This is a genomic window from Cellulomonas sp. PS-H5, from assembly GCF_019265565.1.
Classification (GTDB): domain Bacteria; phylum Actinomycetota; class Actinomycetes; order Actinomycetales; family Cellulomonadaceae; genus Cellulomonas.
The window spans coordinates 16,680-39,761 of the sequence record NZ_JAHVCI010000020.1; the positions used below are offsets into that span (position 1 = coordinate 16,680).

A 23,082-nucleotide genomic window follows, 5' to 3' on the forward strand; every position below is an offset into this window, starting at 1 on the left:
GACCGCCTCAGCCCCGCGCGCCGCCGTAGTGCGCCGCCAGCCGCGCGAACCCCTCGTCCAGGCCCACGGTCGGCGTCCACCGCAGGTCGGCGCGCGTGGCGCGCTGGTCGAACCAGTGCGCCGTCGACAGCTGCTCGGCGAGGAACCGGGTCATCGGTGGCTCGTCCGTCCCGGGGCGCAGCCGCCACACGGCCTCGACGAGGCCGCCCGCCGCGCGGGCGAGGCCGGCGGGGACGCGCCACGCCGGGGGCCGCACCCCGCCCGCGCGGCAGATGCCGGTGAGGAGGTCGGCGACGGTCCGCGGCTCGCCGTTGGTGAGCACGTAGGCGTGCCCGTGCACCTCGGGCGCGCCCGCCCGGTCGAGCGCCGCGACGATGCCGTGGGCCGCGTTGTCGACGTAGGTGGTGTCGATGAGCGCGGCGCCCTGGTCGAGCAGCGGCAGCCGGCCGCGGGCGGCGCGGTCGAGCACGCGCTCGACGAGCTGGGTGTCCCCGGGCCCCCAGACGAGGTGCGGGCGCACGGCCACGACGGCCATCCCGCGGTCGCCCCCGCGGTCGCGGTCGAGCGCCAGCAGCTCGGCCGCCGCCTTCGTGCGGGCGTAGTCGCCGCGGGCGTGGGCGGGGTCTGCGGGCTCGGCCCCGACGCCGACGAGCGACGAGCCGCCGTGCGCGACCGACGGCGACGACACCTGGACGAACCGCCGGACCCCGGCGCGCTCGGCGGCGTCGAGCAGGGTGGTGGTGCCGCCGATGTTGACGGCGTCGAACTCCTCGCGGGGCCCTGCGAGCGAGACCCGCGCCGCCAGGTGCACGACCGCGTCGACGCCGTCGAGCGCCGCGGCGACGGCGGCGGGATCGGTGACCGAGCCCGCGACGTCCCGGGCCCCGGGCACCGCCGAGGGTCGGCGCTGCAGCGTGCGGACGTCGTCGCCGCGGTCGGCCAGGACGCGCGCGACGGCGCCGCCGAGCAGCCCGGACGCCCCGGTCACCAGGACGGTCACGGCGCGCCCACCGGGCCGCCGGACAGGACGCGCGAGGCCCAGGCCGCCAGCCGGGTGCGGTCGATCTTCGAGTTGTGCCGGACGTCGGTCGGCATCCGCGGCGCCACCAGGACGGCGGCGAGCGGGACCGGCGAGGCGGCGCGCGCGGCGTCCGCCAGGTCCGACGGGGCCAGGCCGGCGTGCCGGGGCGCCTCGTCGGCGGGCGGCTCGACGACGGCCACCGCCTGCTGCACGCCCGCGGGCCCGACGCCGACGACGGCCGCCCGGCGCACGCCGGCCACCCGCTCGACGTGCTGCTCCGGCCCCACCGGCGCCAGCGGGCCGTCGGCGGTGACGAGGACGTGCGCGAGCCGGCCCTCGATCCACAGCCGGCCCTCGGCGTCGAGGTGGCCGACGTCGCCGGTGCGGTGCCAGCGGCCGTCGGGCACGCCGCGCTCCGCGGCGCGGTCGGTCAGCCACAGCCGGTCGTAGTGCTGCTTGAGGTGCGGGGCGCTGATCAGCACCTCGCCGAGCACGCCCGGGGCGTCCGACGGCGCACCGGTCGCGGCCCCGTCGGCGTCGAGCGCGCTGACGAGCACCCGCCCGGGTCCGACCGGCCGGCCGACGCACACGCCCGCGTCCGGCGCGGCCGCGGCGGACCGGATGCCGTCGAGGGTGATGTCGGTGACCAGCAGGCACTCGGTCATCCCGTAGGGCGTGTGCGCCTCGGCCGCGGGCATCAGCGCGGCCGCCGATCCCAGCAGGTCGGCGCTGATCGGCGCGCCGGTCGACAGGAACGTCCGGACGCGGGCGAGCGCGGCGCGGTCGTCGGCGTCGAGGTCGTCGGCGGTCGCGACCACGTTGAGGATCGCGGCGGGGGACAGGAACACGATCGAGCCGTCGGCGGCCCGCACCGCGTCGGCCACCGCGCGGGCGGTGAGCGTGCGGGGCGCGGACACGTCCATGTCGGGCGTCACCGAGCGCGTGCCCAGCGCCGGTCCGAGCAGGGCGAACGGGGCGAAGCCCGTCACCAGGCCGGTCTCCGGCCCGACGTCGAAGTGCGTCGCGAGCACGTCCCGGAGCGCCGACAGCTGGGCGTGGGTGTAGACGACGCCCTTCGCGGGGCCGGTGGAGCCGGACGTGAACAGGATCGCGGCCTCGTCGGCCGGGCCGGGCTCGGCCGGCAGCACCTCGTCGCGGCCGAGGTCGGCGACGTCGACGAGCAGGTGCGCCACGTCGAGCGCGCGCCGCGCCGCGGGACCGAGCGGGTCCGCCGCGATCCGCACGCCGGGCCAGCCGAGCGCGCGCGCCGCGAGCAGGCCCTTCGTCTGCCCGACCACCCAGTCGGGCTGGGCGCCGCGCTGCGCGCGGGTCAGGCCGCGCGGGCCGAGGCCGGCGTCCGCGACCACCACGACCGCGCCGATCCGGAGGCAGGCGTAGACGAGGGCGGTGAGCGTCGGGCCGGGCTGGACCAGCAGCGAGACCCGGTCGCCGGGCTCGACACCGACCCGCCGCAGCCCCGCGGCGATCCGGCGCACCTGGCGGGCGAGCAGCCGCCAGGACACGGTCCGCGGGCCGCCGTCGGCGCCCATGTCGAGCACCGCGGGGCCGGGGTCGTCGGCGCGGGCGTCGAGCCGGTCCCAGAGCGGGGTCCAGGGCTCGGCGGCGTCGGGTGCGTCGTCGGCCGGCGTCGCCCGGGCCGGGGCGGCCGCGGCGGCCCCGGTGCCGTCGCCCGGCACCGCCTCCGCGAGCCAGTCGAGCAGCGGCGTCGCCCAGTCCACGTCCTCGGCGACCAGGTGCCCCGCGCCCTCGTACCGGTGCACGCGCGCCTGCGGCAGCCGGTCGACCAGGTCGTCCAGGTACCGGTCGCGGAACACGGGGTCGCGCGGGCCCCACTGCAGGAGCGCGGGGACGTCGAGCCGGGCGACGCCCGCGGCGATCCGGCGCAGCTCCGGCGCGCTCGGGTGGTCGCGGTGGCCGGGGATGTCGGCGACGAAGCCCTCGACCCCGCCGCGGTCCTCGGCGTGCCGGTAGGGCGCCCGGTACGCGTCCGCGACCTCCCGGGCCAGGGGCGGGTGCGCCAGGGCGAGCGTGGTCTCGAGGAAGGCGGGCGTGGTCGACGTGGCCAGGCGCAGCACCGGCCCGGCGGTGGCCGCGCGCAGCGGCGCGGGGATCGGCTCGCCGTCCGGGTGGGCGATCGCGGTGTTGAGCAGCGCCAGGCCGGCCAGCAGGTCGGGGTGGTCGACCGCCCAGCCCATTGCGACGACGCCGCCCCAGTCGTGCCCGAGGACCACGACCGGCCCCGTCAGCCCGAGGGCCGTCGTGAACGCGTCGAGGTCCCGGACCCGCTCGGGCAGGGTACGGTGCCGGCCCGTGCGCGCGGAGAAGCCCATGTCGAGCTGGTCGACCGCCACGACGCGCCACGCCGGCCGGCCCGCGGCCGCGGCGTCGAGCGTCGCGGGGATCAGCGACCGCCACAGGTAGGACCACGTGGGGTTGCCGTGCACGGCGAGGACCGTGCCGACCGGGGTGATCCCGCGCGCGGCGAGCTCAGGCCCCGTGTCGAGGTGGTGCCAGGCGGGCTCGCCGACGCCGAGGCCGGTGTCGGGCGCGGGGTCGGGGGCGCCCTCGGGGAGCGGCAGCAGCCGGCTGAACCGCGGGTCGAGGCCGGGCAGCCCGGCGGGCGGGACGGAGGCGGGACGGACGCGGAGCGCAGCGGTCACCAGGCGAGCTCCATCATCGCGGTGTTGATGCCCGAGCCGACGCCCATGAGCAGGACCCGGTCGCCCGACCGCAGGGAGTGCTGCTCCTCGACCAGCGTGATCGGGATCGACGCGGGGCCGACGTTGCCGAGGTGCGGGAAGGTCGTGGGGACGCGCTTCCGGTTCAGGCCGACCGCCTTGACGATGGCGTCGGTGTGCACCCGGGACACCTGGTGCGTGACGTACCGGTCCATCGACGACCAGTCCCAGTCCCGCTGCGCCTCGTGCCAGGCGTCGACCACGAGCTCCAGCCCGCCCTCGAGCAGCGCCCGGGCGTCGGTGAGCATCGCGTCGGCGCTGCCCACGCACAGGTCGTGGAACCGGGTGGCCGCGCGGGTCACCCCGCCGAGGACCCGGTGCCCGCCGGGGTTCTCGTCCGTCCGGCCGAGGACGGCCGCTGCCGAGCCCGAGCCGAGCGTCAGCGTCGCGAACTCCTCCATGAAGTCCTCGCGGCCGACCTCCGGCCGGAGCAGGCGCTCGACCGTGGTCCGCTGGATGTCGTCGGCGTCCTCGCCGTTCACCACGACCGCGTACCGCACCTGGCCGGACTCGATCATCGTCGCCGCCAGGCTCATCCCGTTGATGAACCCGAGACAGGCGTTCGCCACGTCGAAGTTCACCGCGTGGCTGCCGAGCCCGAGCCCGTGGTGCAGCCGCACCGCGACGGACGGCTCCAGGTGCTTGCGGGTCACCGACGTGTTGATCAGCAGCCCGACGTCGCCGGGGTTCACGCCCGCCTCGCGGAGCGCCTCGGTGCCCGCGGCGATCGTCGCGGTGTCGGCGTCCTCGCCCGGCCCCCAGTTGCGACGCTCCTCCACCCCCGCGACGCGCTCCAGGACCGTCCGCGGCAGCCGCAGCCGGCGCAGCGCCGACCCGAGCCGCTCGGAGATCTCGGCGGACGTGGTGATGCGGCTGGGCAGCCGGCTCGCGACGGAGAGCAGCGAGACGTTGCCGAACCGGGTGGTGGCGTTACCGGACACACGGGCTCCAGACGGGCGACAGGACGAGCGGGGCTCGCGGCGTACTGAGGGAGCCAGCATGCTGCACCCGGCTCCAGCGCGCGCCACGAAGGTCCTGGTGCGACGGGGCGGACCTCTCTGCCGGGGGTCCGGGACGGGGCACCAGGGGGTGAACGAGCGCGCGATCCCGCGGGTTCCGGGGCGTGCGCGTGGTGTCGGACACGTCCCGCACCCGCCCGCCCGCCGGAAGCGCCGTCCCTGGTCGCCGGGCCGCCCGCGCCCGTAGGTTGGGCGCCATGACCGACGTGCTCGTGACCGCCGCCGACCTCGCCCGCGAGCTGGACGGGCCCACCCCGCCGCGGCTGCTCGACGTGCGCTGGGCGCTCGGCGGCCCGCCCGGGGTCGACGCGTACCGGGCCGGCCACCTGCCGGGCGCGGTGTTCGTCGACCTGGACACGGAGCTCGCCGCGCCGCCGAGCGCCGCCGAGGGCCGGCACCCGCTGCCCGACGTCGTGGACCTGCAGGCCGCGGCGCGCGGCTGGGGGCTGCGCGCCGGCGAGCCGGTCGTGGTCTACGACGACTCCGGCGCCACGTCGGCCGCGCGGGCGTGGTGGCTGCTGCGCTGGGCGGGCGTCGCCGACGTGCGGATCCTCGACGGCGGGCTGCCGGCGTGGGTCGCGGCGGGCGGGGCGCTGGACACGGCCGAGCCCGCGCCGGAGCCCGGGGACGTGACGCTGACCGGCGGCCAGCTGCCCGTGCTCGACGCCGACGGCGCCGGACGGTGGGCCGAGGAGGGCGTGCTGCTCGACGCCCGCGCCGCCGAGCGGTTCCGCGGCGAGGTCGAGCCCGTCGACCCGCGCGCCGGGCACATCCCCGGCGCGGTGAGCGCGCCGACCGCGGACAACCTGGACGACGACGGCCGGTTCCGACCCGTCGACGACCTGACCGCGCGGTTCGCCGCCCTCGGGGTGGCCGAGGGCGGCGAGGTCGCGGTCTACTGCGGCTCCGGCGTCACCGCCGCGCACCAGGCGGCGGCGATCGTGCTGGCCGGGCGCACCCCGGTGCTTTACCCGGGGTCGTGGTCCCAGTGGTCGAACGACCCGGAGCGCCCGGTCGCCGTCGGGGAGTGACGCCGGGCCGCGCCGGGCCGCGCCGGCGTCAGCCCGCCGTCCGGCCGCCCGCCGACGCCGCGCCGAGCCAGGTGTGCGGGTTCCGGTCCCAGCACCAGCCGAGCTTGGGCCGGCGCTCGCTGATCCACACCGCCGGCACGCGCTGGTTCTCAGCCCGCGAGCCCATCAGCGAGAAGCACCGGTTCGGTCGCAGCATGTCCGGCCGGACCGCGACCAGCGCGATCCCCTCGGCGACCGTCAGCGGCGTGCGCCCGCGGCTCCGGACAGTCGCCAGCGCGTCCTCCGGCCGGGTGTTGCAGAACTCCGTCCCGGTGTCCACGTCGAGCAGCAGGTACGGCGCCGCGGGCACGTCGAGGCCGGGCAGCGGGCGGTAGCCGGCCATCTCGTCGTCGTCGATCACGCTGACGCCGGGGCGCGTCCCGCGGCGCAGCGCCGGCACCGACGCGTTGGCCCGCCCGGTGCCGCCGTCGAGCACCAGCACGAACGGCACGTGGTCGTCCGGGTCGACGGACGACGGCCCGGCCGCGGCGCCGGCGCCGAGCGCGGCACGCAGCGGGGCGACCGCGGCGACGAAATCGGCGGGGGACAGGCCGTGCACCGCGGCCAGGCCGAGGTCGAGCTGCGCGCGGACCTGCCGGTCGAGCTCGGCGGCCGCCGCGGCACCGGGGTCGTACGGCTCGGGCGCGCGGTCGGCGGCGGCGACGGTGGGCCAGGTGGGGTCGGGGGCGATGACGGGGACGGGCACTCCGCGCTCCTCGGGGTCGTCGGTCCGGGAGGGGGTGAACGCCCGGCGTGCCCGGCGGGTTCCCGGGGCCGCGCCTCAGTCGTCCGCCGGCTCCTTCGGGCGGTCGCGGTCCTTGCTCGGCTGCACCCGCTTCGGCTCGCCGGGCATCTTCGGGTACTCCGGCGGGTAGGGCAGGTCGCCGAGGTCGTGGTCCCGCTCGTCCTTCGCCGCGAGCTCCAGCAGCCCGTCGAGCGACCCCGGCGCGACGGCGTCGGTGCCCTCGGCCGGCGAGGTGCGCGCGACCAGCGGCGCGAACAGGTCGCCCACCTCCGCGAACCGCGACGGCATCGTCGTCACGTCGAAGTCGTCCGGGTGCACGTCCGGCACCTCCTCCCAGCGCAGCGGCGCGGAGACGGTGGCGCGGCGGTTCGGGCGGACCGAGTAGGCGGAGGCGATCGTGCGGTCGCGGGCCATCTGGTTGTAGTCGACGAAGATGGTCTCGCCGCGCTCCTCCTTCCACCACTTCGTCGTGACCTGGCCGGGCAGCCGGCGCTCGAGCTCGCGGCCCAGCGCGATCGTCGCCCGCCGGCACTGCGTGAACGACCAGCGCGGCTCGATCGGCACGAAGATGTGGAGGCCGCGGCCGCCCGACGTCTTGGGGAACCCGGTCAGCCCGTGCTCGGCGAGGATCTCGCGCACGTGCGGCGCGACCCGGGCTGCGTCGTCGAAGGTCGTGCCGGGCTGCGGGTCCAGGTCGATGCGGAGCTGGTCGGGCGCCTCGACGTCGGCGCGGGTCACCGGCCACGGGTGGAACGTCAGCGTGCCGAGGTTCGCGGCCCAGGCGACCACGGCCAGCTCGGTCGGGGTCACCTCGTCGGCGGTGCGGCCGGACGGGAACGTGATCGTCGTCGACTCGACGTAGTCCGGCGCGCCCTGCGGGACCCGCTTCTGGAAGAACGCGTCGCCCTTGTTGTCCATGCGGGTCGACAGCTTTGCGCCCTCGAACCAGCCGCGCGGCCAGCGCTCCAGCGTCGTCGGCCGGTCGCGCAGCGCGCCGAGGATGCCGTCGCCGACGCTCACGAAGTACCGGACGACGTCGATCTTGGTCAGGCCGCGGTCGGGGAAGTAGACCTTGTCGGGGTTGGAGACCCGCACGGTGCGGCCGCGCACCTCGATCTCCTCGGCGGGCACCTTCGACGGGCTCATGGAGGTCACGCTAGGGCCGACCGCCGACGCGCGCACCCACCCGGCCGAGATGAGCGCGCGCCCAGGGGTGTCAGGCGGCCGGCGCGTCCCCGCCCGCGGCGAGCGCGGCGTCCAGCTCCTCGAGGATCCGCCGGCACTCCTCGACGTCCCAGGGCGTGCCCGCAATCTCGAACTCGAACAGCACCGGCCGGCCCGACCGGGCCGCGATGTCCCGAGCGGCGTGCTGGTAGTACCGGCCGAAGTTCCGGTTCCCGCTGCCCATCACGCCGACCATGCGGCGGCGGTTCACCTCGGAGCGCAGGAACCGGCGGACCGCCTCGGGGATGGTGTCGTTGGCCTCGTTGCCGGTCTTGTACGACGGCGTGAGCAGCACCCACGGCCCGTCGGCCTCGCTGAGCCGGACCTCGCGCCGCGACAGGTCGAGCACCGGCCGGTCGAGCCGCTCCGCGAACGACCGCACGAGCCCGGAGCTCGACGAGTAGTAGTACACGGGGGTCTGCCGCACGCTCACGCCTCCGACCCTCCCCGCACGGCGCCCGCGGCGCCGGGGACCAACGTCCCGCGCTCCCCTCGTGCGCCGCCCGGGTCGCCTGCGCCGAGATGGCAACTCTCGACTGTGTCCGGGGGCCCCGGTACAGCCGAGAGTTGCCATCTCGGCGGGTGCTGGCCCGAGGGAAGGGGCCGGGGGACGCAGAACGGCCGGGCACCCCCGCAGGGGTGCCCGGCCGTTCCGCGCGTGAGCGCGAGATCAGAGCTGGTCGCCCGTGCCGCTCTCCGACGGGGCGCTCGCGTCCGAGGCCGGGGCGCTGCCGCCGCGGGCCGCCGCGATCGACTCGTGCGCCGCCGCCACGACGGCGTCCGCCGTGATGCCGAACTCCTCGTAGAGCGTCTCGTACGCGGCCGAGGCGCCGTAGTGCTCGAGCGACACGGCACGGCCGGCGTCGCCGAGGATCTTCCACCAGGACAGCGCGATGCCGGCCTCGACGGAGACGCGGGCCTTCACCGAGGAGGGCAGGACCGACTCGCGGTAGGCCTCGTCCTGCTCGGCGAACCACTCCAGCGACGGCGCGGAGACCACGCGGGTCGGGACGTCGGCGGCCTCGAGGGTCTCGCGGGCCGCGACGGCCAGCTGCACCTCGGAGCCGGTACCGATGAGGATGACGTCCGGCGTGCCGGTGGACGCCTCGAGCAGCACGTACGCGCCGCGGGCGACTCCCTCGGCGGACGCGAAGCCCTCCTCGCCGCGGGGGAACGTCGGGACGTTCTGCCGGGTGAGGATGAGCGCGGCGGGGCCGTCGGTGCGCTCGAGGATCGCCTTCCACGCGTGCGCCGTCTCGTTGGCGTCGGCGGGGCGGACGACCGCGAGGCCCGGGATGGCCCGGACGGCGGTGAGGTGCTCGACCGGCTGGTGGGTCGGGCCGTCCTCGCCGAGGCCGATCGAGTCGTGCGTCCACACGTAGATCGCCGGCACGCCCATGAGGGAGGCCAGGCGGACCGAGCCGCGCATGTAGTCGGAGAACGTGAAGAACGTCCCGCCGTACGGCCGGGTCAGGCCGTGCAGGGCGATGCCCGAGAGGATCGCGCCCATGCCGTGCTCGCGGATGCCGAAGTGCAGCGTGCGGCCGTACTGGTCGCCCGCGAACTCGTGCGTGGAGCGCTCGGCCGGGATGAAGGACGGCTCGCCCTTCATGGTGGTGTTGTTCGAGCCGGCGAGGTCGGCCGAGCCGCCCCAGAGCTCGGGCAGCACCGGTGCGAGGGCGGAGAGCACCTCGCCGGAGGCGGCGCGGGTGGCGACGGCCTTGCCGGCGGGGAACGTCGGCAGCGCGTCGGCCCAGCCGGCCGGCAGCTTGCCGGCGCGGAGGCGCTCGAGCAGCTCGGCGCGCTCCGGGTTGGCCTCGCGCCAGGCGTCGAAGCCCTTGCTCCACTCGGCCTTGGCGGCGGCGCCGCGCTCGAGGGCCTTGCGGGTGTGCGCGATGACCTCGGGCGCCACGTCGAAGGACTTCTCGGGGTCGAAGCCGAGGACCTCCTTGAGGCCCTTGACCTCGTCGGTGCCCAGCTTGGAGCCGTGCGAGCCGTGGGTGTTCTGCTTGGTCGGCGACGGCCAGGCGATGATCGTGCGCAGGCCGATGAACGACGGGCGGTCGGTGACGGCCTTGGCGGCCTCGATCGCGGCGTGCAGCGCGTCCACGTTCTCCGTGTACTCGCCGCCGGAGGTCCAGTCGACGAACTGGACGTGCCAGCCGTAGGCCTCGTAGCGCTTGACGACGTCCTCGGTGAACGCGATCTCGGTGTCGCCCTCGATCGAGATGTGGTTGTCGTCCCAGATCGCGATGAGGTTGCCGAGCTTCTGCGTGCCGGCGATGGACGAGGCCTCGGAGGACACGCCCTCCTGCAGGTCGCCGTCCGAGCAGATCGTGTAGACGAAGTGGTCGAACGGGCTGGTGCCCGGGGCGGCCTCGGGGTCGAGCAGGCCGCGCTCGCGGCGCGCGGCCATGGCGAAGCCCACCGCGGAGGAGATGCCCTGGCCGAGCGGGCCGGTGGTGATCTCGACGCCGTCGGTGTGCTTGTACTCGGGGTGGCCGGGGGTCTTGGAGCCCCACGTGCGCAGCGCCTCGATGTCCTCGAGCTCCAGGCCGAAGCCGGCCAGGTAGAGCTGGATGTACTGCGTCAGCGAGGAGTGGCCCGCCGACAGGATGAACCGGTCGCGGCCCAGCCAGTGCGGGTCCGCCGGGTCGTGCCGCAGCACGTTCTGGTAGAGCAGGTACGCGGCCGGGGCCAGGCTGATCGCCGTGCCGGGGTGGCCGTTGCCGACCTTCTCCACCGCGTCCGCGGCCAGGACACGCACCGTGTCGACGGCCTTGACGTCGAGCTCGGACCAACCGACCTGCTGGGCCACAGGAGCCTTCGCGTTCACCGCACCTCATTTCCGCCCGGACCTCGGCGGCCCGGATCTTCGGGGGTTTCTGCTCGCCCGGTCGCGACGGACCGGCCGCGGGCACTGCCTCCGAGCCTAGACTCCCGGGCGGTCACGCGGGACATCGGGCCCAGGGGTCCGGCCCGCGGACGAGGTAACCGACAGGCGGACACGCGTCTCGTGCGTCGGACGGTTGACCTACGCTTGACCGGTGACCGACCCCCAGCCCTCGCTCGAGGCCCGCCGCGGCCTCGCGCGCCACGAGGTCCCCGACCCGTTGCGCAACGACGTCCGGATGCTCGGCGAGTTCCTCGGCCGCGTCATCCGCGAGTCCGGCGGCGACGACCTGTTCGACGACGTGGAGCGCGTCCGCGCGCTGACCATCCGCGCGCACGACGAGCAGGACCTGTCCGCGCTCACGGAGGCGGAGGAGCTCGTCGACTCCTTCTCCATCGAGCGCGCCCAGCAGGTCGCGCGCGCCTTCACCTGCTACTTCCACCTGGCGAACCTCGCCGAGGAGCACCACCGCGTCCGCGTGCTGCGCGCCCGCGAGGCGGAGCTGCCGGCCGGCGAGCTCATGCAGGACGACTCCCTGCCCGCCGCGATCGACGCGCTGGCGAACGAGGTCGGCCGCGACGAGGCCGTGCGCCGGCTCCAGGAGCTCGAGTTCCGCCCGGTGCTCACCGCGCACCCGACGGAGGCCCGCCGCCGCTCGGTGTCCCGGGCGATCCGGCGCATCTCCGACCTGCTGGCCGAGCGCGACGCGCTGGCCGCCGGCGGCACCTCCCGCGCGGAGAACGACCGCCGCATCCTGGAGGAGATCGACACGCTGTGGCGCACGTCGCCGCTGCGGGCGCAGAAGCCCACGGTGCTGGACGAGGTCCGCACCGTGATGAACATCTTCGACACCACGCTGTTCGACACCTTCCCGACCGTGTACCGCCGCCTGGACGACTGGCTGTCCGGCGAGGGCGCGGGTCGCCGCGAGCCGGCGGTCCGCCCGTTCGTGCGGCTCGGGTCGTGGATCGGCGGCGACCGCGACGGCAACCCCAACGTCACCGCCGAGGTGACCCGGGCCGCCGCCGCGCTCGCGAGCGAGCACGTGCTGACCGCGCTGGAGGAGTCGGCGCGGAAGATCTCGGCGAAGCTCACGCTCGACGACACCGGCACCCCGGCCAGCGCGGAGCTCACCGCGCTGTGGCACCGGCAGCGGGACCTCTCCGAGGACGCCGCGACCAAGGCCGCCGCCGAGGTGAAGCACCAGCCGCACCGCCGCGCGCTGCGCATGGTCGCGGAGCGGCTCGCCGCCACCCGCCGCCGGGACGCGGACCTGTCGTACGCCGGCCCGGAGGAGGTGCTGGCCGACCTCGACGTCGTGCAGCGCTCCCTGGAGGCCGCGGGCGCGACCCGCGTCGCGTTCGGCGACCTGCAGAAGCTCATCTGGCAGGTGCAGACCTTCGGGTTCCACCTCGCCGAGCTCGAGGTGCGCCAGCACTCGCAGGTGCACGCCGCGGCGCTCGCGGACATCGAGGCCAAGGGTCTGGACGGCGACCTGGAGCCGCGCACGGTCGAGGTCCTCGACACCTACCGCGCGATCGGCGCCGTGCAGCGCCGGTACGGCGTCGCCGCCGCCCGCCGGTACATCGTGTCGTTCACGCAGGCGCCGGAGCACCTGGCGGCGGTCTACCAGCTCGCCGAGCTGGTGTTCCCGGACCCGGCCACCCGCCCGGTGATCGACGCGATCCCGCTGTTCGAGACCTTCGCGGACCTCGAGGCCAGCGTCGACATCCTGGAGTCGATGCTCACGCTGCCCGCCGTGCAGGCGCGGCTCGCGGAGAACGGCCGACGCGTCGAGGTCATGCTCGGCTACTCGGACTCGTCCAAGGACGTCGGCCCGGTGGCCGCGACCCTCGCGCTCGACGTGGCGCAGAGCCGGATCGCCGAGTGGGCCGGCAAGCACGACCTCAGCCTCACGCTGTTCCACGGCCGCGGCGGCGCCCTCGGGCGTGGCGGCGGCCCGGCCAACCGCGCCGTGCTGGCCCAGCCCCCGGGCTCGGTCGACGGCCGGTTCAAGCTCACCGAGCAGGGCGAGGTCATCTTCGCCCGGTACGGGAACCCGACGATCGGCGCCCGGCACATCGAGCAGGTCGCCGCGGCGACCCTGCTGGCGGGTGCCCCGTCGACCGAGCAGCGGAACGCGGCCGCCACCGCGCGGTTCGCCGACCTGGCCTCCGCGCTGGACGCGTCGTCCCGCACCCGGTTCTACGAGCTGGTGCGCGCCGAGGGCTTCCCGCAGTGGTTCGCCCAGGTCACCCCGCTGGAGGAGATCGGCCTGCTGCCGATCGGCTCCCGCCCGGCGCGCCGCGGCCTGTCCGTCGAGTCGCTCGACGACCTGCGGGCGATCCCGTGGGTGTTCTCCTGGTCGCAGGCCCGGACCAACCTCGCCGGCTGGTTCGGCCTCGGCACCGCCCTGGAGTCGGTCGGCGACCTCGCCGAGCTGCAGGCCGCGTACGCCGAGTGGCCGCTGTTCAGCACGATGATCGACAACGTCGAGATGTCGCTGGCGAAGACGGACGAGCGGCTGGCCGAGCGGTACCTCGCGCTGGGCGACCGGGACGACCTGGCCCAGCTCGTGCTCGAGGAGATGGCGCTGACCCGCCACTGGGTGCTCGCGATCACCGGCTCCGACCGCATCCTGTCCCGCCGCCGGATCCTCGGCCGGGCCGTCCAGCTGCGCAGCCCCTACGTGGACGCGCTGTCGCTGCTGCAGATCCGCGCGCTGCGCGCGCTGCGGACCGGCGAGTCCGAGGACCTGGTCGAGGAGAACAAGCGGCTGCTGCTGCTGAGCGTCAACGGCGTGGCCGCCGGCCTCCAGAACACCGGCTGACCGGACCGGCCCCGCACGCGCGACGGCCCGGCACCCCCGCGAGGGGTGCCGGGCCGTCGGCGTTCCCGGGTGTCAGGCCCAGAGGCGCTTCGTGGCGATCTGCGCGCCCTCGACCAGGGCCTCGAGCTTGGCCCACGCGATCTGGTGGTGGATGCGTCCGCCCAGGCCGCAGTCGGTCGCCGCGACGACGTTCTCCCGGCCGACCAGCCGTGCGAACCGCTCGATGCGGTCGGCGACGAGCTCGGGGTGCTCGACGACGTTGGTCGCGTGCGACACCACGCCCGGGAGGATCAGCTTGCCGTCGGGCAGCTGCACGTCCTCCCAGACCCGCCATTCGTGCTCGTGCCGGACGTTGGCGGCCTCGAACGAGTAGGCGCCCGCGTTCACCTTCAGCATCGACCGGACGATGTCCTTCATGGGCAGGTCGGTGGTGTGCGGGCCGTGCCAGGAGCCCCAGCACAGGTGGTACCGGATCCGGTCCTCGGGCAGCCCGCGCAGCGCGTGGTTGAGCGCCTCGACCCGGAGCTCCGTGAACTTCACGTAGTCCTCGACGGTCGGCTCCGGGGTGATCTGGTCCCAGTTCTCCGCCATCGACGGGTCGTCGATCTGCAGCACCAGGCCGGCGTCGATGATCGCGACGTACTCCTCGCGCAGCGCGTCGGCGAGCGCCCAGACGTACTCTTCGTCCGTGGCGTAGTACTCGTTGTCCATCCGGGCGGCCGACGCCGGGGCGATGGAGGTGATGAAGCCCTCCCGCGCGCCGGTGGCGTCGAGCGCGGCGCGCAGGTTGGCGACGTCCTCCGCCACCGCGTCCTGGCCGGTGTACGTCACCGGGGCGACCGCGGTCGGGAACGGCTTGGGGTCGCCGCCGTGGAACACGCCGCTGGTCGGGTCGGCGTACGCCTCCTCGAAGGCGGCGCGGTCGCGGCGCCGGCCGAAGCCGGTCACCTTGACGTCGCCGGGGCCGGACTGGACGTCCTTGAAGATCCAGGACGCGCCGTCGCGCAGCTCCAGGCCGCCGAGCCGCTGGAACGAGTACGACCACCAGGCGCCGTAGTCGATCGCGCTGGTCATGGCCTTGCCGAACTCGCCGTCGCCGGGCACGTCGAGGCCGAGGTCGACCTGGCGGCGCACCAGGGCCGTGACGGCGTCCCGGAGCAGGCCGGCGTGGTCCCCGGCGTCCTGGCCGGCCTCGCGGGCGGCGTTGGCGGCGATCAGCTCCGGCGTGCGCGGGAGGCTGCCGGCCTGGCTCGTGAGGATGTGGTCGGTGCTGCGGATCATCGGGTCTCCCGGCTCGGGGCGGACGTGCGGGCCCATCGTCGCACCGCGTCCGGACCCGGGTGCTGCCCGTCCAGGGGTCGGGCCGCGGCTGCGTGCGCGTCCGCGCCGGCCGGGCCGTCGCCGGTCAGAGCCGCGGGAGCACCTGCTCGCGCACCTGCTTGCGCAGCACCTTGCCGAGCATCGACCGCGGCGTGTCCTCGATCGCGACCACTCGCTGCGGCACCTTGTACGCCGCGAGGTGCTCGCGGCAGTACGCGCGCAGCGCCGCCTCGTCCAGGTCGGCGCCCTGCGCCAGCTCGACCGCGGCGACCACCATCTCGCCGCCGCGCTCCAGCGGCTTGCCGATCACGGCGGCGTCGGCGACCGACGGGTGCCCGCGGAGCACGGCCTCGACCTCCGACGGGGAGACGTTGAACCCACCGGTGATGATGAGCTCCTTCGCGCGGTCCACGATCGTGGTGAACCCGTCGGGATCGACGGTCACGATGTCGCCGGTGCGCAGCCAGCCGCCCGGGAGCAGCGTCGCGGCCGTCTCGTCCGGGTTGTTCCAGTAGCCCGCGAACACCTGCGGGCCGTGCAGCAGCAGCTCGCCGGGCTCGCCCGCCGGGACGTCCGTCGTCGGGTCGTCCGGGTCCACGACGCGCATCCGCGTGGACGGGAACGGGACGCCGATCGTGCCGGTGCGCCGGGTCGGGTGGAACGGGTTGCCCAGCGCGACGGGGGACGACTCGGTCATGCCGTAGCCCTCGACGAGCAGCCCGCCTGACATCGACTCCCACAGCTCGACGGTGGCGTCCGGGAGGTTCATCGCGCCCGAGATGCAGAACCGGCAGGACGCCAGGGACACCCCGCGCTCCTTCGCGGCCATCGCGGTGCGCTCGTAGATCGGTGGCACGGCGCAGTACACGGTCGCGGGGGACTTCGTCATCGCGTCCAGCACGAGGCCGGTGTCGAACTTCGGGAACAGCACGAGCAGCCCCTGCTTGAGCACGCCGTACGTGAGGTAGAGCGTCATGCCGAACGCGTGGAACATCGGCAGGATCGCGTAGAACACCTCCTTGCGGTACTCCGCCCCGTGCATCCACGCCTCGCCCTGCAGCGCGTTGGCGTACAGGTTGAGGTGCGTCAGCATCGCGCCCTTGGGGCGGCCGGTGGTGCCGGAGGTGTACTGGATCGCGGCCAGGTCGGTCACGGCGGGGCGCGGGTGCGCCGGGTCGAGCGGGCCGTGGGAGAGCAGGTTCTCCCACGGGATCGTGCCCGGCGCGGGAGCCGTGAGCGACCGGCGGGTCGCGCGCAGGCTCGGCACGGGCAGGGCCAGCGCCGCGCGCTTCACCGCGGGGAACGCCCGGAGCAGGTTCACCGACACGACGTGCTCGACGCCGACGTCCGCGGGGAACTGCTTCACCTGCTCGACGGCCTTGTCCCACGCGATGACGACCCGCGCGCGGTGGTCCTCGAACTGGTGCCGCAGCTCGCGCGACGTGTAGAGGGGGTTGTGCTCGACGACGACGGCGCCCAGCCGGAGCACCGCGTAGAACGCGACCACGTGCTGCGGGCAGTTCGGCAGCAGCAGCGCGACCCGGTCCCGCGGCTGCACGCCCAGCCGGCGCAGGCCCTCGGCGGCGCGCTCGACCTGCGCGCCGAGCTCGGCGTACGAGGTGCGGCGGCCGAAGAACTCCAGCGCCGGCGCGTCGCCCGCCTCGGCGACGGAACGCTCGAGCATCGCCACCAGCGACTCGGTGGGGAGCTCGATGTCGGCGGGGACGCCGGGCTGGTACTGCGCGAGCCAGGGGCGGTCGTCGGTCGAGGTCATGCCGCCATTGTGGCGGGATCAGCCCAGGCGCGGGGCGGCGAACGGGACGCGCTGCGCCAGGTCGCGGAGCACGTGCAGCAGGATCCGGTTGAACGCGACCGGCGCGTGGCTGTTCACGTCGTGCCCGGCGTTCGGCACCACCCACTGCCGCGCGCCCGGGTGCGCCCCGAGGTAGCGCCGTGCGCCGAACCGCAGGGGGTCCCGCGCGCCGTTGACCAACCACACCGGCAGCGCGAGCCGGCGCAGGTCCTGCACCGGCGTGTAGCCGTGCAGCGCGCTCAGCATGTCCGTGACGACGTGCCAGGTGCCGCCGCCCAGGCCGAGCGCGCCGACCACCCGGCGGGACGCGCGGCGGTAGGCGCCGAGCGGCTTGCCCTTCAGGTCGGTCGAGCAGCCGGCGAGCACGACGCCGGCGAGCCGGTCCTCGTGCCGCGCCGCGTATGCGAGCGACATGTACCCGCCGAGCGACAGGCCGACCAGGAGCGGCGGCTCGGCGCAGGCGCGCACGGCGGCGTCGATGGCGTCGAGGCCGCCCTCGAACGTCAGGCGCTCGTGCGCGCGGCTGCCGTGGCCGGGCAGGTCGATCGCGATCGTCGGGTGGCCGCCCTCGGTGAGCGCGCGGACCTGGTCGTCCCAGATCTTCGACGAGGTGCGGGTGCCGTGCACGAGCACGATGGGGTGCGGCTGGTTCTCAGGGGTGGACATGTGCCGTTCCGGGGGGAGGTGCGGCCGGCCGTCTGCGGCCGGTCGTCGCATCGCCGCGGCGATGGTCCGGACCGCGGGATCTGCCTCCACGGTAAGCCCGGAACCTGGGACGCACCTGGGTCGCCCGGGATTCACCCGGGTGACCCGCGTCACGAGTCCGCGGGCCCGCAGGTCAGACGCCGAGCAGCCCTCGGCGGTGCGCGATCGCGACCGCCTCGGCCCGTCCGCCGGCGCCCAGCTTGTCCAGCACCCGGGACATGTGCACGGAGACGGTCTTGCCGCTGATGTAGAGCCGCTCGCCGATCTGGCGGTTGCTCAGGCCCTCGGCGGCGAGCGCCAGCACCTCGGACTCCCGGCCCGTGAGGACGTCGGTGCCCCCGGCGACGACGCCCGGGACGTCGAGCCGACCGCGGCGCGCGAGGTCGGTGACGGCGGTGACCAGGGGAGCGGCGCCGATGGCCCGCGCCTCGGCGAGGGCCGCCGCGGCCGCGTCGCCCGCCGCGGCGCGGTCGCCGGCACCGAGCAGCGCCTCCGCGTGCCGCCACCGGGTGCGCGCGAGCTCGTACCGGTAGCCGTAGTCGAACTCGGCGACGGCGGCGGCCCACGCGTCCGGGTCCGCGACGCCGAGCAGCCGGGCGTGCTCGGCGTGCGCCCGCGCCAGCCACGCGCGGCCCTCCGGCCCGAGCTGCCCGCCGCGCGGCCGGCCGCGGTCGGCGGTGACGACCGCCCGGTTGAGCAGCCGCGCGCCGAGGTCGAGCCGCGGCGCGGGGTCCCGGCCGGCGAGCCGGTCGGCGGCGGCCTGGTCGGCGAGCGCGGCGATGCCGAGCGCGGACAGCCAGATACCGCCGAGGAAGTAGTCGGACCACACGCGGCTGATCTCGTCGATGAGCTCGTGCGCGAGGGCCACGGCCTCGTCCAGGCGTCCGGCCCAGGTGAGGGCGTCGACGGCGCAGCCGCCCGCGATGAGCGTGATCATCGTGTCGTCGTGCTGGCCGTGCAGCAGGGACAGCCCGCGGTCGGCCGCGTCCGCGTCGCCCCGCGCGACGGCGGCGTACATCTGGACCCCGTCGACGGCGGACGCGGCGCGCGGCGGGCCGGGGTCGGCGGTGGGCGCCGGCGGCGTGAGGTCGCCGCGCGCGTACCGGACGATCTCGGCGAACAGCCGCAGCTCGACGCCGTACGCGCTCCAGGTCAGGCCGGACCGCGCGGCGAGCTCCAGCCCGGCCGCGGTGGTCGCGGCGGCCTCGTCCAACCGGCCCGCGTAGTACCGGTTCGCGGCGAGGTTGTAGGTGCAGCGCAGCTCGGTGGTGGTGTCGCCGGCGTCCCGCGCGCGGTGCAGGGCCACGGTGAGCAGGTCGGCGGCGCGGTCCCGGTCGTCGACGACGAGCACGGCCAGCGAGATGAGCGCGTCGGCCTCGGCGTCCACGGCGCCCGCGGCGCGCGCCTCGTCCACCGCGGCGGCGGCCGAGACCTCGGCCTGGTCGTCCAGGTCGGAGTTGAGCGCCGCGCGGGCGTGCGTCGCGAGGGCCCACGCCCGCGCCGCGTCCGGGGTGCCGTCGAGGTCGGCGAGCGCCTCGAGCGCGCGGTCGGTCTCGCGCAGCGCCTCGTCGACCCGCTCGGCCCCGAGGAGGTGCCGGGCGAGCGTGGTGCGCAGCGCCGCGACCCGGCGCGCCCCGGCGTCGTCGCCCGCGCCGCTCGCCGGGCGGTCGACCGCCGCGACGGCCTCGCGCGCCATCGCCACCGCGCGGTCCCCGAGCCCGGCCCGGCCGCCGGCCGCCGCGGCCGCGAGCAGCACGTCGACCCGCTCCTCCCCGAGGTCCTCGGCGGCGGTGGGCACGCCCGGCCACAGCCGGAGCACGGTCTCCAGGTGCCGCAGCTCCTCCGCCGGCGCGAGCACCCGGCCGGCCTCGCGCGCGGCGTCCCGGGACGCGAGCAGGGCGAGCCGGTTGTCGTGGGAGAGCAGCGCGTGGTGCGCACGCTCCGCCGGGGTGGCGAGCGCCGGGTCTGCCGCGGAGGCCAGCAGGTAGTCCCGGTGCAGCGCGACCTGCTCGCCCGGGAGCAGGTCGGCGTACACCGCCTCCGCCAGCAGCGCGTGCCGGAACGCGATCCGGCGGTCCTCGCCGACCAGCACGTGGTGGGCGACCGCGTCCCGCAGCGCCGCGTCGAACGCCGCGTGCCGGGCCGGGTCGTCCGAGGTGCCCGTGACGACCGCCCGCAGCAGCGGCTCGGCCACCCGGCGGCCCGCGGCGGACGCCGCCCGCACCAGGCGCTGCACGTCCGGGTCGAGCGACTCCAGCCGGGCCCGGAGGACGTCGGCGAGCGTGCCCGGGAGGTCGGCGTCGGTGCCGCGGGCCTCGGTCAGCTCCTCGGCGAAGTAGGCGTTGCCCTCCGACCGGCGCTGGATGCGGCGCAGCGCGGCCTCGGGCAGGGGCTGCCCCGCGAGCCCCGTGGTGAAGGCGCGCAGCTCGTCCGGGGTGAACGGCGGCAGGTCGATCCGCTCGACCCGCGGGTGCCGCCCCAGCTCGGCCAGCACCGGCCGCAGCGGGTGCCGGCGGTGCAGGTCGTCCGCGCGGTAGGAGCCGACGAGCAGCACCGGCTCCGCGCGCAGCCGCGCCACCAGGAACCGCAGCAGGTCGCGGCTGGACGAGTCGGCCCAGTGCAGGTCCTCGAGCACCAGGACGAGCGGTCGCCCGGGCGAGCCCGCCGCGGCGAGCGCTGCGGCCACGCCGTCGAACAGCTGCAGGCGCTCGGCCTGCTCGTCGGCGCCCGTGCGGACCGGGTCCGCCGACCCCGCAGCCCCCGACGGCAGCAGCCGGCGCAGCGCCGGCCGGGCGGCCACGACGTCCGCGACGCCGGGGCAGTCCGCGTCGACGACCTGGTGCAGGGCGTCCGCGAACGGCAGGTACGGCAGGCCGATCTCGCCCAGGTCGACGCAGTGGCTGATCACGACGGTGGCGCCGCGGGCCGTGGCGAGCCGGGCGGTGTGGGTGAGCAGCCGGGTCTTGCCGACGCCCGCGTCCGCGCCGAGCAGCACCAGGCCCGGCTCGCCGGCGCCGGCGCGCTCGACGGCCGCGAGCAGCGCCGCGACCTCCTCGTCGCGGGCGACGAAGGGCGCACGTCCCACCGACCGGCTCATGAGGTCGATGGTGGCAGCCTCCACCGACACGCGTCCCCTCCTTCTGCCGTCGGCGGATCAGCGACGTCCGCGCCGCCAGCGCCAGCCCAGGTCGGACCCGCGCACGGCCGCGCGGACGACCTCCTGGCGGTAGGCCACCTCGGCGTCGAGCGCCGGGCCCCAGATGGTGTCCATGTCGGTCTCCCCTGTGGTGCGTGCCCCGCCGGTCCGGCGGTGGCGTGCCGGGCCCCTCCCGGCAGGAACCACCCTGGTGCTGAGGTCGGGGGCGCCGGATCGGTCGACCGACCAGTCCGGGGGACCGGATCATGCGGCCGTGCGCCTGAGGCGCCCCTGAGGCGGCCGGCCGCGGGCTGAGGCGGCCGGTGAGGTGGGCCTGAGGCGCCCGCCGGCGGGCCGGTCGTGCGAGGCTCGGGGCATGACGACCGCCACCACCGACCCCCGCCCCGCCCCCGCGCGCGACGTGCTCGACGAGGTGTTCGACGCCGTCCTGTTCGACATGGACGGCACGCTCATCTCGTCCACGCGCTCGGTCGAGCGGTGCTGGCTGCGGCTCGCCGGCGAGTACGGGATGCCCACCGACGACCTGTCGCCGTTCCGGTACCACGGCGTGCCGGCGCGGGACATCCTCGACCTGCTGCTCGCCGACCGGGACGCTGCGGAGCGGGCGTCGGCCCTGGCCCGGGTGGTCGAGCTGGAGGTGTCGGACACCGAGGGCATCGAGGTGCTGCCGGGCGCGGTCGAGGCGCTCGCGGCGCTCGGCGCGTCCGGTGGCGCCGCCGGCCGCGCGGCGGTGGTGACCTCCTGCGGCGCCCGCCTGGCCGCCGCGCGCATCGCGGCGGTGGCGCTGCCGGCCCCGGCGACTGTCGTCACCGCCGACGACGTCGAGCGCGGCAAGCCCGACCCGGAGCCGTACCGCGCGGGCGCCGCCCGCCTCGGTGCGGACGTCGGGCGCTGCCTGGTGGTCGAGGACGCGGAGTCCGGGGTCCGGTCCGGGCGCGCGGCGGGGTCGGCCGTGCTCGCGCTGCGCACGACCGAGGCCGAGGGGCCGGGCGGCGGGGCGGACCTGGTGGTCGACGACCTGTCGGCGGTGCGGTTCGAGGTGACGGGCGCGGGCGTGCGGGTGCGGCGGGCCTGACCCTCCGCGGCCTCCGGGGCGGGCACGGAGCCGGTCAGGGTGCGGTTCAGGGTCCGGCCAGGGTCCGTCCCGGATGTGCCGCGCGAGCGGGACCGGCACCGTAGGGGGTGTCGCGGAGCACCGCGGCGCACGCGGCAGCACGACGGGAGAGAACCACGATGACCGGCATCTACGAGTCCCTGTGGCGGAGCGGCCTGGTCCGGCCGCTGGACGGCCGGGTCCTGGGCGGCGTCTGCGCCGGCCTCGCGCGGCGGTTCGGCATCGACGCCTGGCCCATGCGGTGGCTGTTCCTGATCGTGCTGATCGTGCTGCCGGGGAGCCCGCTGCTGATCTACCCGCTGCTGTGGATCTTCATGCCGGGCGAGGACTGGGTCGCCCGGGTGCACGGTCCGAGCGCGTACGCGCAGGCGTTCCCCGGTGCGCGCCCGCAGGGCTACCCGGCGCCGCAGCAGGCGCCGTACGCGCAGCCGTACCCGTACGGCGAGCAGCCGCCGGCCACGCCGACGACCCCGCCCACGACCCCGCCCACGACCCCGCCCACGACCCCGCAGCCGCCGGCCGACCCCGCCGACGGCCCGCGCTGACGGCAGGCCATCAGGGCACCAGCACGTTGTACCGCGGGACCGGGGGGAGGGACCCGGTCTCGCGGAGCCACCGCGGGGACGCGTCGACGGGGAACGCGGTGACCGGGCGTACGCCGCCCGGCCCGACCCACCCGTAGACCAGCGCCCCGCCCCCGACGCCCTGCGCACGGACCACCACCGTGCGCAGGGCGTCGGCCGTCCCCAGGACGGCGTCGTCCCGGACCAGGAGCGCGCCGGCGTCCGGGTCGGCCAGCACCGGCAGCACCGCGTCGGTGACCCGCTCCAGCAGCGTGCGCCCGTCGGGCCGGTGCCACGGCAGCAGGTGCCGCGGGTCGAGCCCGAGCGCGCCCGCCAGCGCGCCGCCGGTCCACCGGTCCCGCTTGAGCCCGAACGGCGTCGCGGCCGTCGAGAGCAGGTAGCCGTACACGTGCGCCAGGCCGGCGTCCGCGCCGGGGAACTCGACCGGCAGACCCGCTCGGCGCTGCAGCCAGGCGAGCACCGGACCGGGGACGACGGGTGCGCCGGTCAGCTCGTCGACCACCGAGGACCGCCCCCAGCGGCCGAACGTCCCGCGCTCGCGGTCGGCGTCGACCTGCGCGGCGAGCCAGCCGACGGGGCCCGAGAGGTGCAGGGCGCCGTCGGGGTCGTCGGCGGCGGCCCGGGCGGCGGCGTCCAGGGCGCGCAGGGCCTCGGCGTCGAGCGCGCGGAGCGCGACGGCGTCGAGCGGCGCGGGACCGCAGGGCGCGGGGGAGGGGCGGGCGTCGCGAGGCACGGCCGCACGCTAGCCCCGCCGGTGCGCCCGGCCGGCGGTCGGAGCGGCGGCACGTCCCCGCTCCCCACGAGTGTTCACCCGCCGTTCGCCGTTGT

General features: G+C 76.4%; 16 protein-coding genes. 4 read left to right on the forward strand and 12 right to left on the reverse strand.

The genetic code is table 11. The features are described from left to right. Positions 1-7 precede the first annotated feature (7 nt). The 3 genes from J5O08_RS09915 to J5O08_RS09925 are packed head-to-tail and all read right to left on the reverse strand — an operon-like array spanning position 8 to position 4,721. Positions 8-1,000 carry an NAD(P)-dependent oxidoreductase gene (locus J5O08_RS09915; RefSeq protein ID WP_218706683.1) on the reverse strand — a complete coding sequence of 331 codons (993 nt, stop codon included), beginning with the start codon at positions 998-1,000 and terminating at the stop codon, positions 8-10. Next, on the reverse strand, positions 997-3,702 hold the full coding sequence (locus J5O08_RS09920; protein ID WP_218706685.1) for an alpha/beta fold hydrolase: 2,706 nt from the start codon (positions 3,700-3,702) through the stop codon (positions 997-999). The genes J5O08_RS09915 and J5O08_RS09920 overlap by 4 nt, the downstream gene beginning before the upstream one ends. Further along, positions 3,699-4,721, reverse strand: a complete 1,023-nt coding sequence (locus J5O08_RS09925; protein ID WP_217614455.1) for a 3-oxoacyl-ACP synthase III — start codon at positions 4,719-4,721, stop codon at positions 3,699-3,701. Before J5O08_RS09925 ends, J5O08_RS09920 begins: the two co-directional genes overlap by 4 nt. A 275-nt stretch (positions 4,722-4,996) precedes the next feature. On the opposite strand from J5O08_RS09925, the gene J5O08_RS09930 reads away from it, so the two are divergent. After that, on the forward strand, positions 4,997-5,830 hold the full coding sequence (locus J5O08_RS09930) for a sulfurtransferase (protein ID WP_218706687.1): 834 nt from the start codon (positions 4,997-4,999) through the stop codon (positions 5,828-5,830). Between the two features lie 28 nt (positions 5,831-5,858). On the opposite strand, the gene J5O08_RS09935 is transcribed toward J5O08_RS09930, so the two are convergent. The 4 genes from J5O08_RS09935 to tkt all read right to left on the reverse strand — a co-directional run bounded on the left by J5O08_RS09935 (position 5,859) and on the right by tkt (position 10,674). Further along, positions 5,859-6,575 carry a DUF5701 family protein gene (locus J5O08_RS09935; RefSeq protein WP_308281524.1) on the reverse strand — a complete coding sequence of 239 codons (717 nt, stop codon included), beginning with the start codon at positions 6,573-6,575 and terminating at the stop codon, positions 5,859-5,861. 75 nt (positions 6,576-6,650) lie between these two features. Next, positions 6,651-7,760 (reverse strand): non-homologous end-joining DNA ligase, encoded by a 1,110-nt coding sequence (ligD, locus tag J5O08_RS09940; RefSeq protein WP_218706689.1) that lies wholly within the window; start codon positions 7,758-7,760, stop codon positions 6,651-6,653. Positions 7,761-7,830: 70 nt separating this feature from the next. After that, a complete protein-coding gene (gene nrdI / locus J5O08_RS09945; RefSeq protein WP_218706716.1) occupies positions 7,831-8,265 on the reverse strand; it encodes a class Ib ribonucleoside-diphosphate reductase assembly flavoprotein NrdI in 435 nt (144 codons plus the stop codon). Positions 8,266-8,508: 243 nt separating this feature from the next. Then, complete coding sequence (gene tkt / locus J5O08_RS09950) at positions 8,509-10,674, reverse strand: transketolase (protein WP_218706690.1); 2,166 nt, start codon at positions 10,672-10,674, stop codon at positions 8,509-8,511. Between the two features lie 211 nt (positions 10,675-10,885). Between tkt and J5O08_RS09955 the strand changes: the two genes are divergently transcribed. Next, on the forward strand, positions 10,886-13,561 hold the full coding sequence (locus J5O08_RS09955; RefSeq protein ID WP_308281527.1) for a phosphoenolpyruvate carboxylase: 2,676 nt from the start codon (positions 10,886-10,888) through the stop codon (positions 13,559-13,561). Between the two features lie 72 nt (positions 13,562-13,633). Here the strand turns inward: J5O08_RS09955 and J5O08_RS09960 are convergent, their stop codons facing one another. The 4 genes from J5O08_RS09960 to J5O08_RS09975 all read right to left on the reverse strand — a co-directional run bounded on the left by J5O08_RS09960 (position 13,634) and on the right by J5O08_RS09975 (position 20,526). Then, positions 13,634-14,842, reverse strand: coding sequence for a cobalamin-independent methionine synthase II family protein (locus J5O08_RS09960; RefSeq protein ID WP_218706691.1), 1,209 nt, complete (start codon positions 14,840-14,842; stop codon positions 13,634-13,636). Between the two features lie 124 nt (positions 14,843-14,966). Then, positions 14,967-16,655, reverse strand: coding sequence for a long-chain-fatty-acid--CoA ligase (locus J5O08_RS09965; RefSeq protein WP_218706692.1), 1,689 nt, complete (start codon positions 16,653-16,655; stop codon positions 14,967-14,969). An 18-nt stretch (positions 16,656-16,673) separates the two neighbouring features. Next, positions 16,674-17,360 carry an alpha/beta fold hydrolase gene (locus J5O08_RS09970; protein ID WP_217614462.1) on the reverse strand — a complete coding sequence of 229 codons (687 nt, stop codon included), beginning with the start codon at positions 17,358-17,360 and terminating at the stop codon, positions 16,674-16,676. Between the two features lie 172 nt (positions 17,361-17,532). Then, positions 17,533-20,526 carry an AAA family ATPase gene (locus tag J5O08_RS09975; RefSeq protein ID WP_308281528.1) on the reverse strand — a complete coding sequence of 998 codons (2,994 nt, stop codon included), beginning with the start codon at positions 20,524-20,526 and terminating at the stop codon, positions 17,533-17,535. Between the two features lie 385 nt (positions 20,527-20,911). Here J5O08_RS09975 and J5O08_RS09980 point away from each other — a divergent pair, with 385 nt between their 5' ends. Together J5O08_RS09980 and J5O08_RS09985 are read left to right on the forward strand one after the other, a co-directional pair. Beyond that, positions 20,912-21,631, forward strand: a complete 720-nt coding sequence (locus J5O08_RS09980; protein ID WP_218706693.1) for an HAD-IA family hydrolase — start codon at positions 20,912-20,914, stop codon at positions 21,629-21,631. Positions 21,632-21,789: 158 nt separating this feature from the next. Next, the gene (locus tag J5O08_RS09985) at positions 21,790-22,215 is read left to right on the forward strand and encodes a PspC domain-containing protein (RefSeq protein ID WP_218706694.1); all 426 of its coding nucleotides are present in this window, start codon (positions 21,790-21,792) and stop codon (positions 22,213-22,215) included. Between the two features lie 10 nt (positions 22,216-22,225). On the opposite strand, the gene J5O08_RS09990 is transcribed toward J5O08_RS09985, so the two are convergent. Then, a complete protein-coding gene (locus J5O08_RS09990; protein WP_218706695.1) occupies positions 22,226-22,987 on the reverse strand; it encodes an amino acid deaminase in 762 nt (253 codons plus the stop codon). Between the last annotated feature and the right edge of the window lie 95 nt (positions 22,988-23,082).

Bases quoted from the DNA above. Each gene is read 5' to 3' on its own strand.
- J5O08_RS09930 (WP_218706687.1), top strand. From the start codon at position 4,997: ATGACCGACGTGCTCGTGACCGCCGCCGACCTCGCCCGCGAGCTGGAC.
- J5O08_RS09985 (WP_218706694.1), top strand. From the start codon at position 21,790: ATGACCGGCATCTACGAGTCCCTGTGGCGGAGCGGCCTGGTCCGGCCG.
- J5O08_RS09960 (WP_218706691.1), bottom strand. From the start codon at position 14,842: ATGATCCGCAGCACCGACCACATCCTCACGAGCCAGGCCGGCAGCCTC.
- J5O08_RS09965 (WP_218706692.1), bottom strand. From the start codon at position 16,655: ATGACCTCGACCGACGACCGCCCCTGGCTCGCGCAGTACCAGCCCGGC.
- J5O08_RS09980 (WP_218706693.1), top strand. From the start codon at position 20,912: ATGACGACCGCCACCACCGACCCCCGCCCCGCCCCCGCGCGCGACGTG.
- J5O08_RS09970 (WP_217614462.1), bottom strand. From the start codon at position 17,360: ATGTCCACCCCTGAGAACCAGCCGCACCCCATCGTGCTCGTGCACGGC.
- ligD (WP_218706689.1), bottom strand. From the start codon at position 7,760: ATGAGCCCGTCGAAGGTGCCCGCCGAGGAGATCGAGGTGCGCGGCCGC.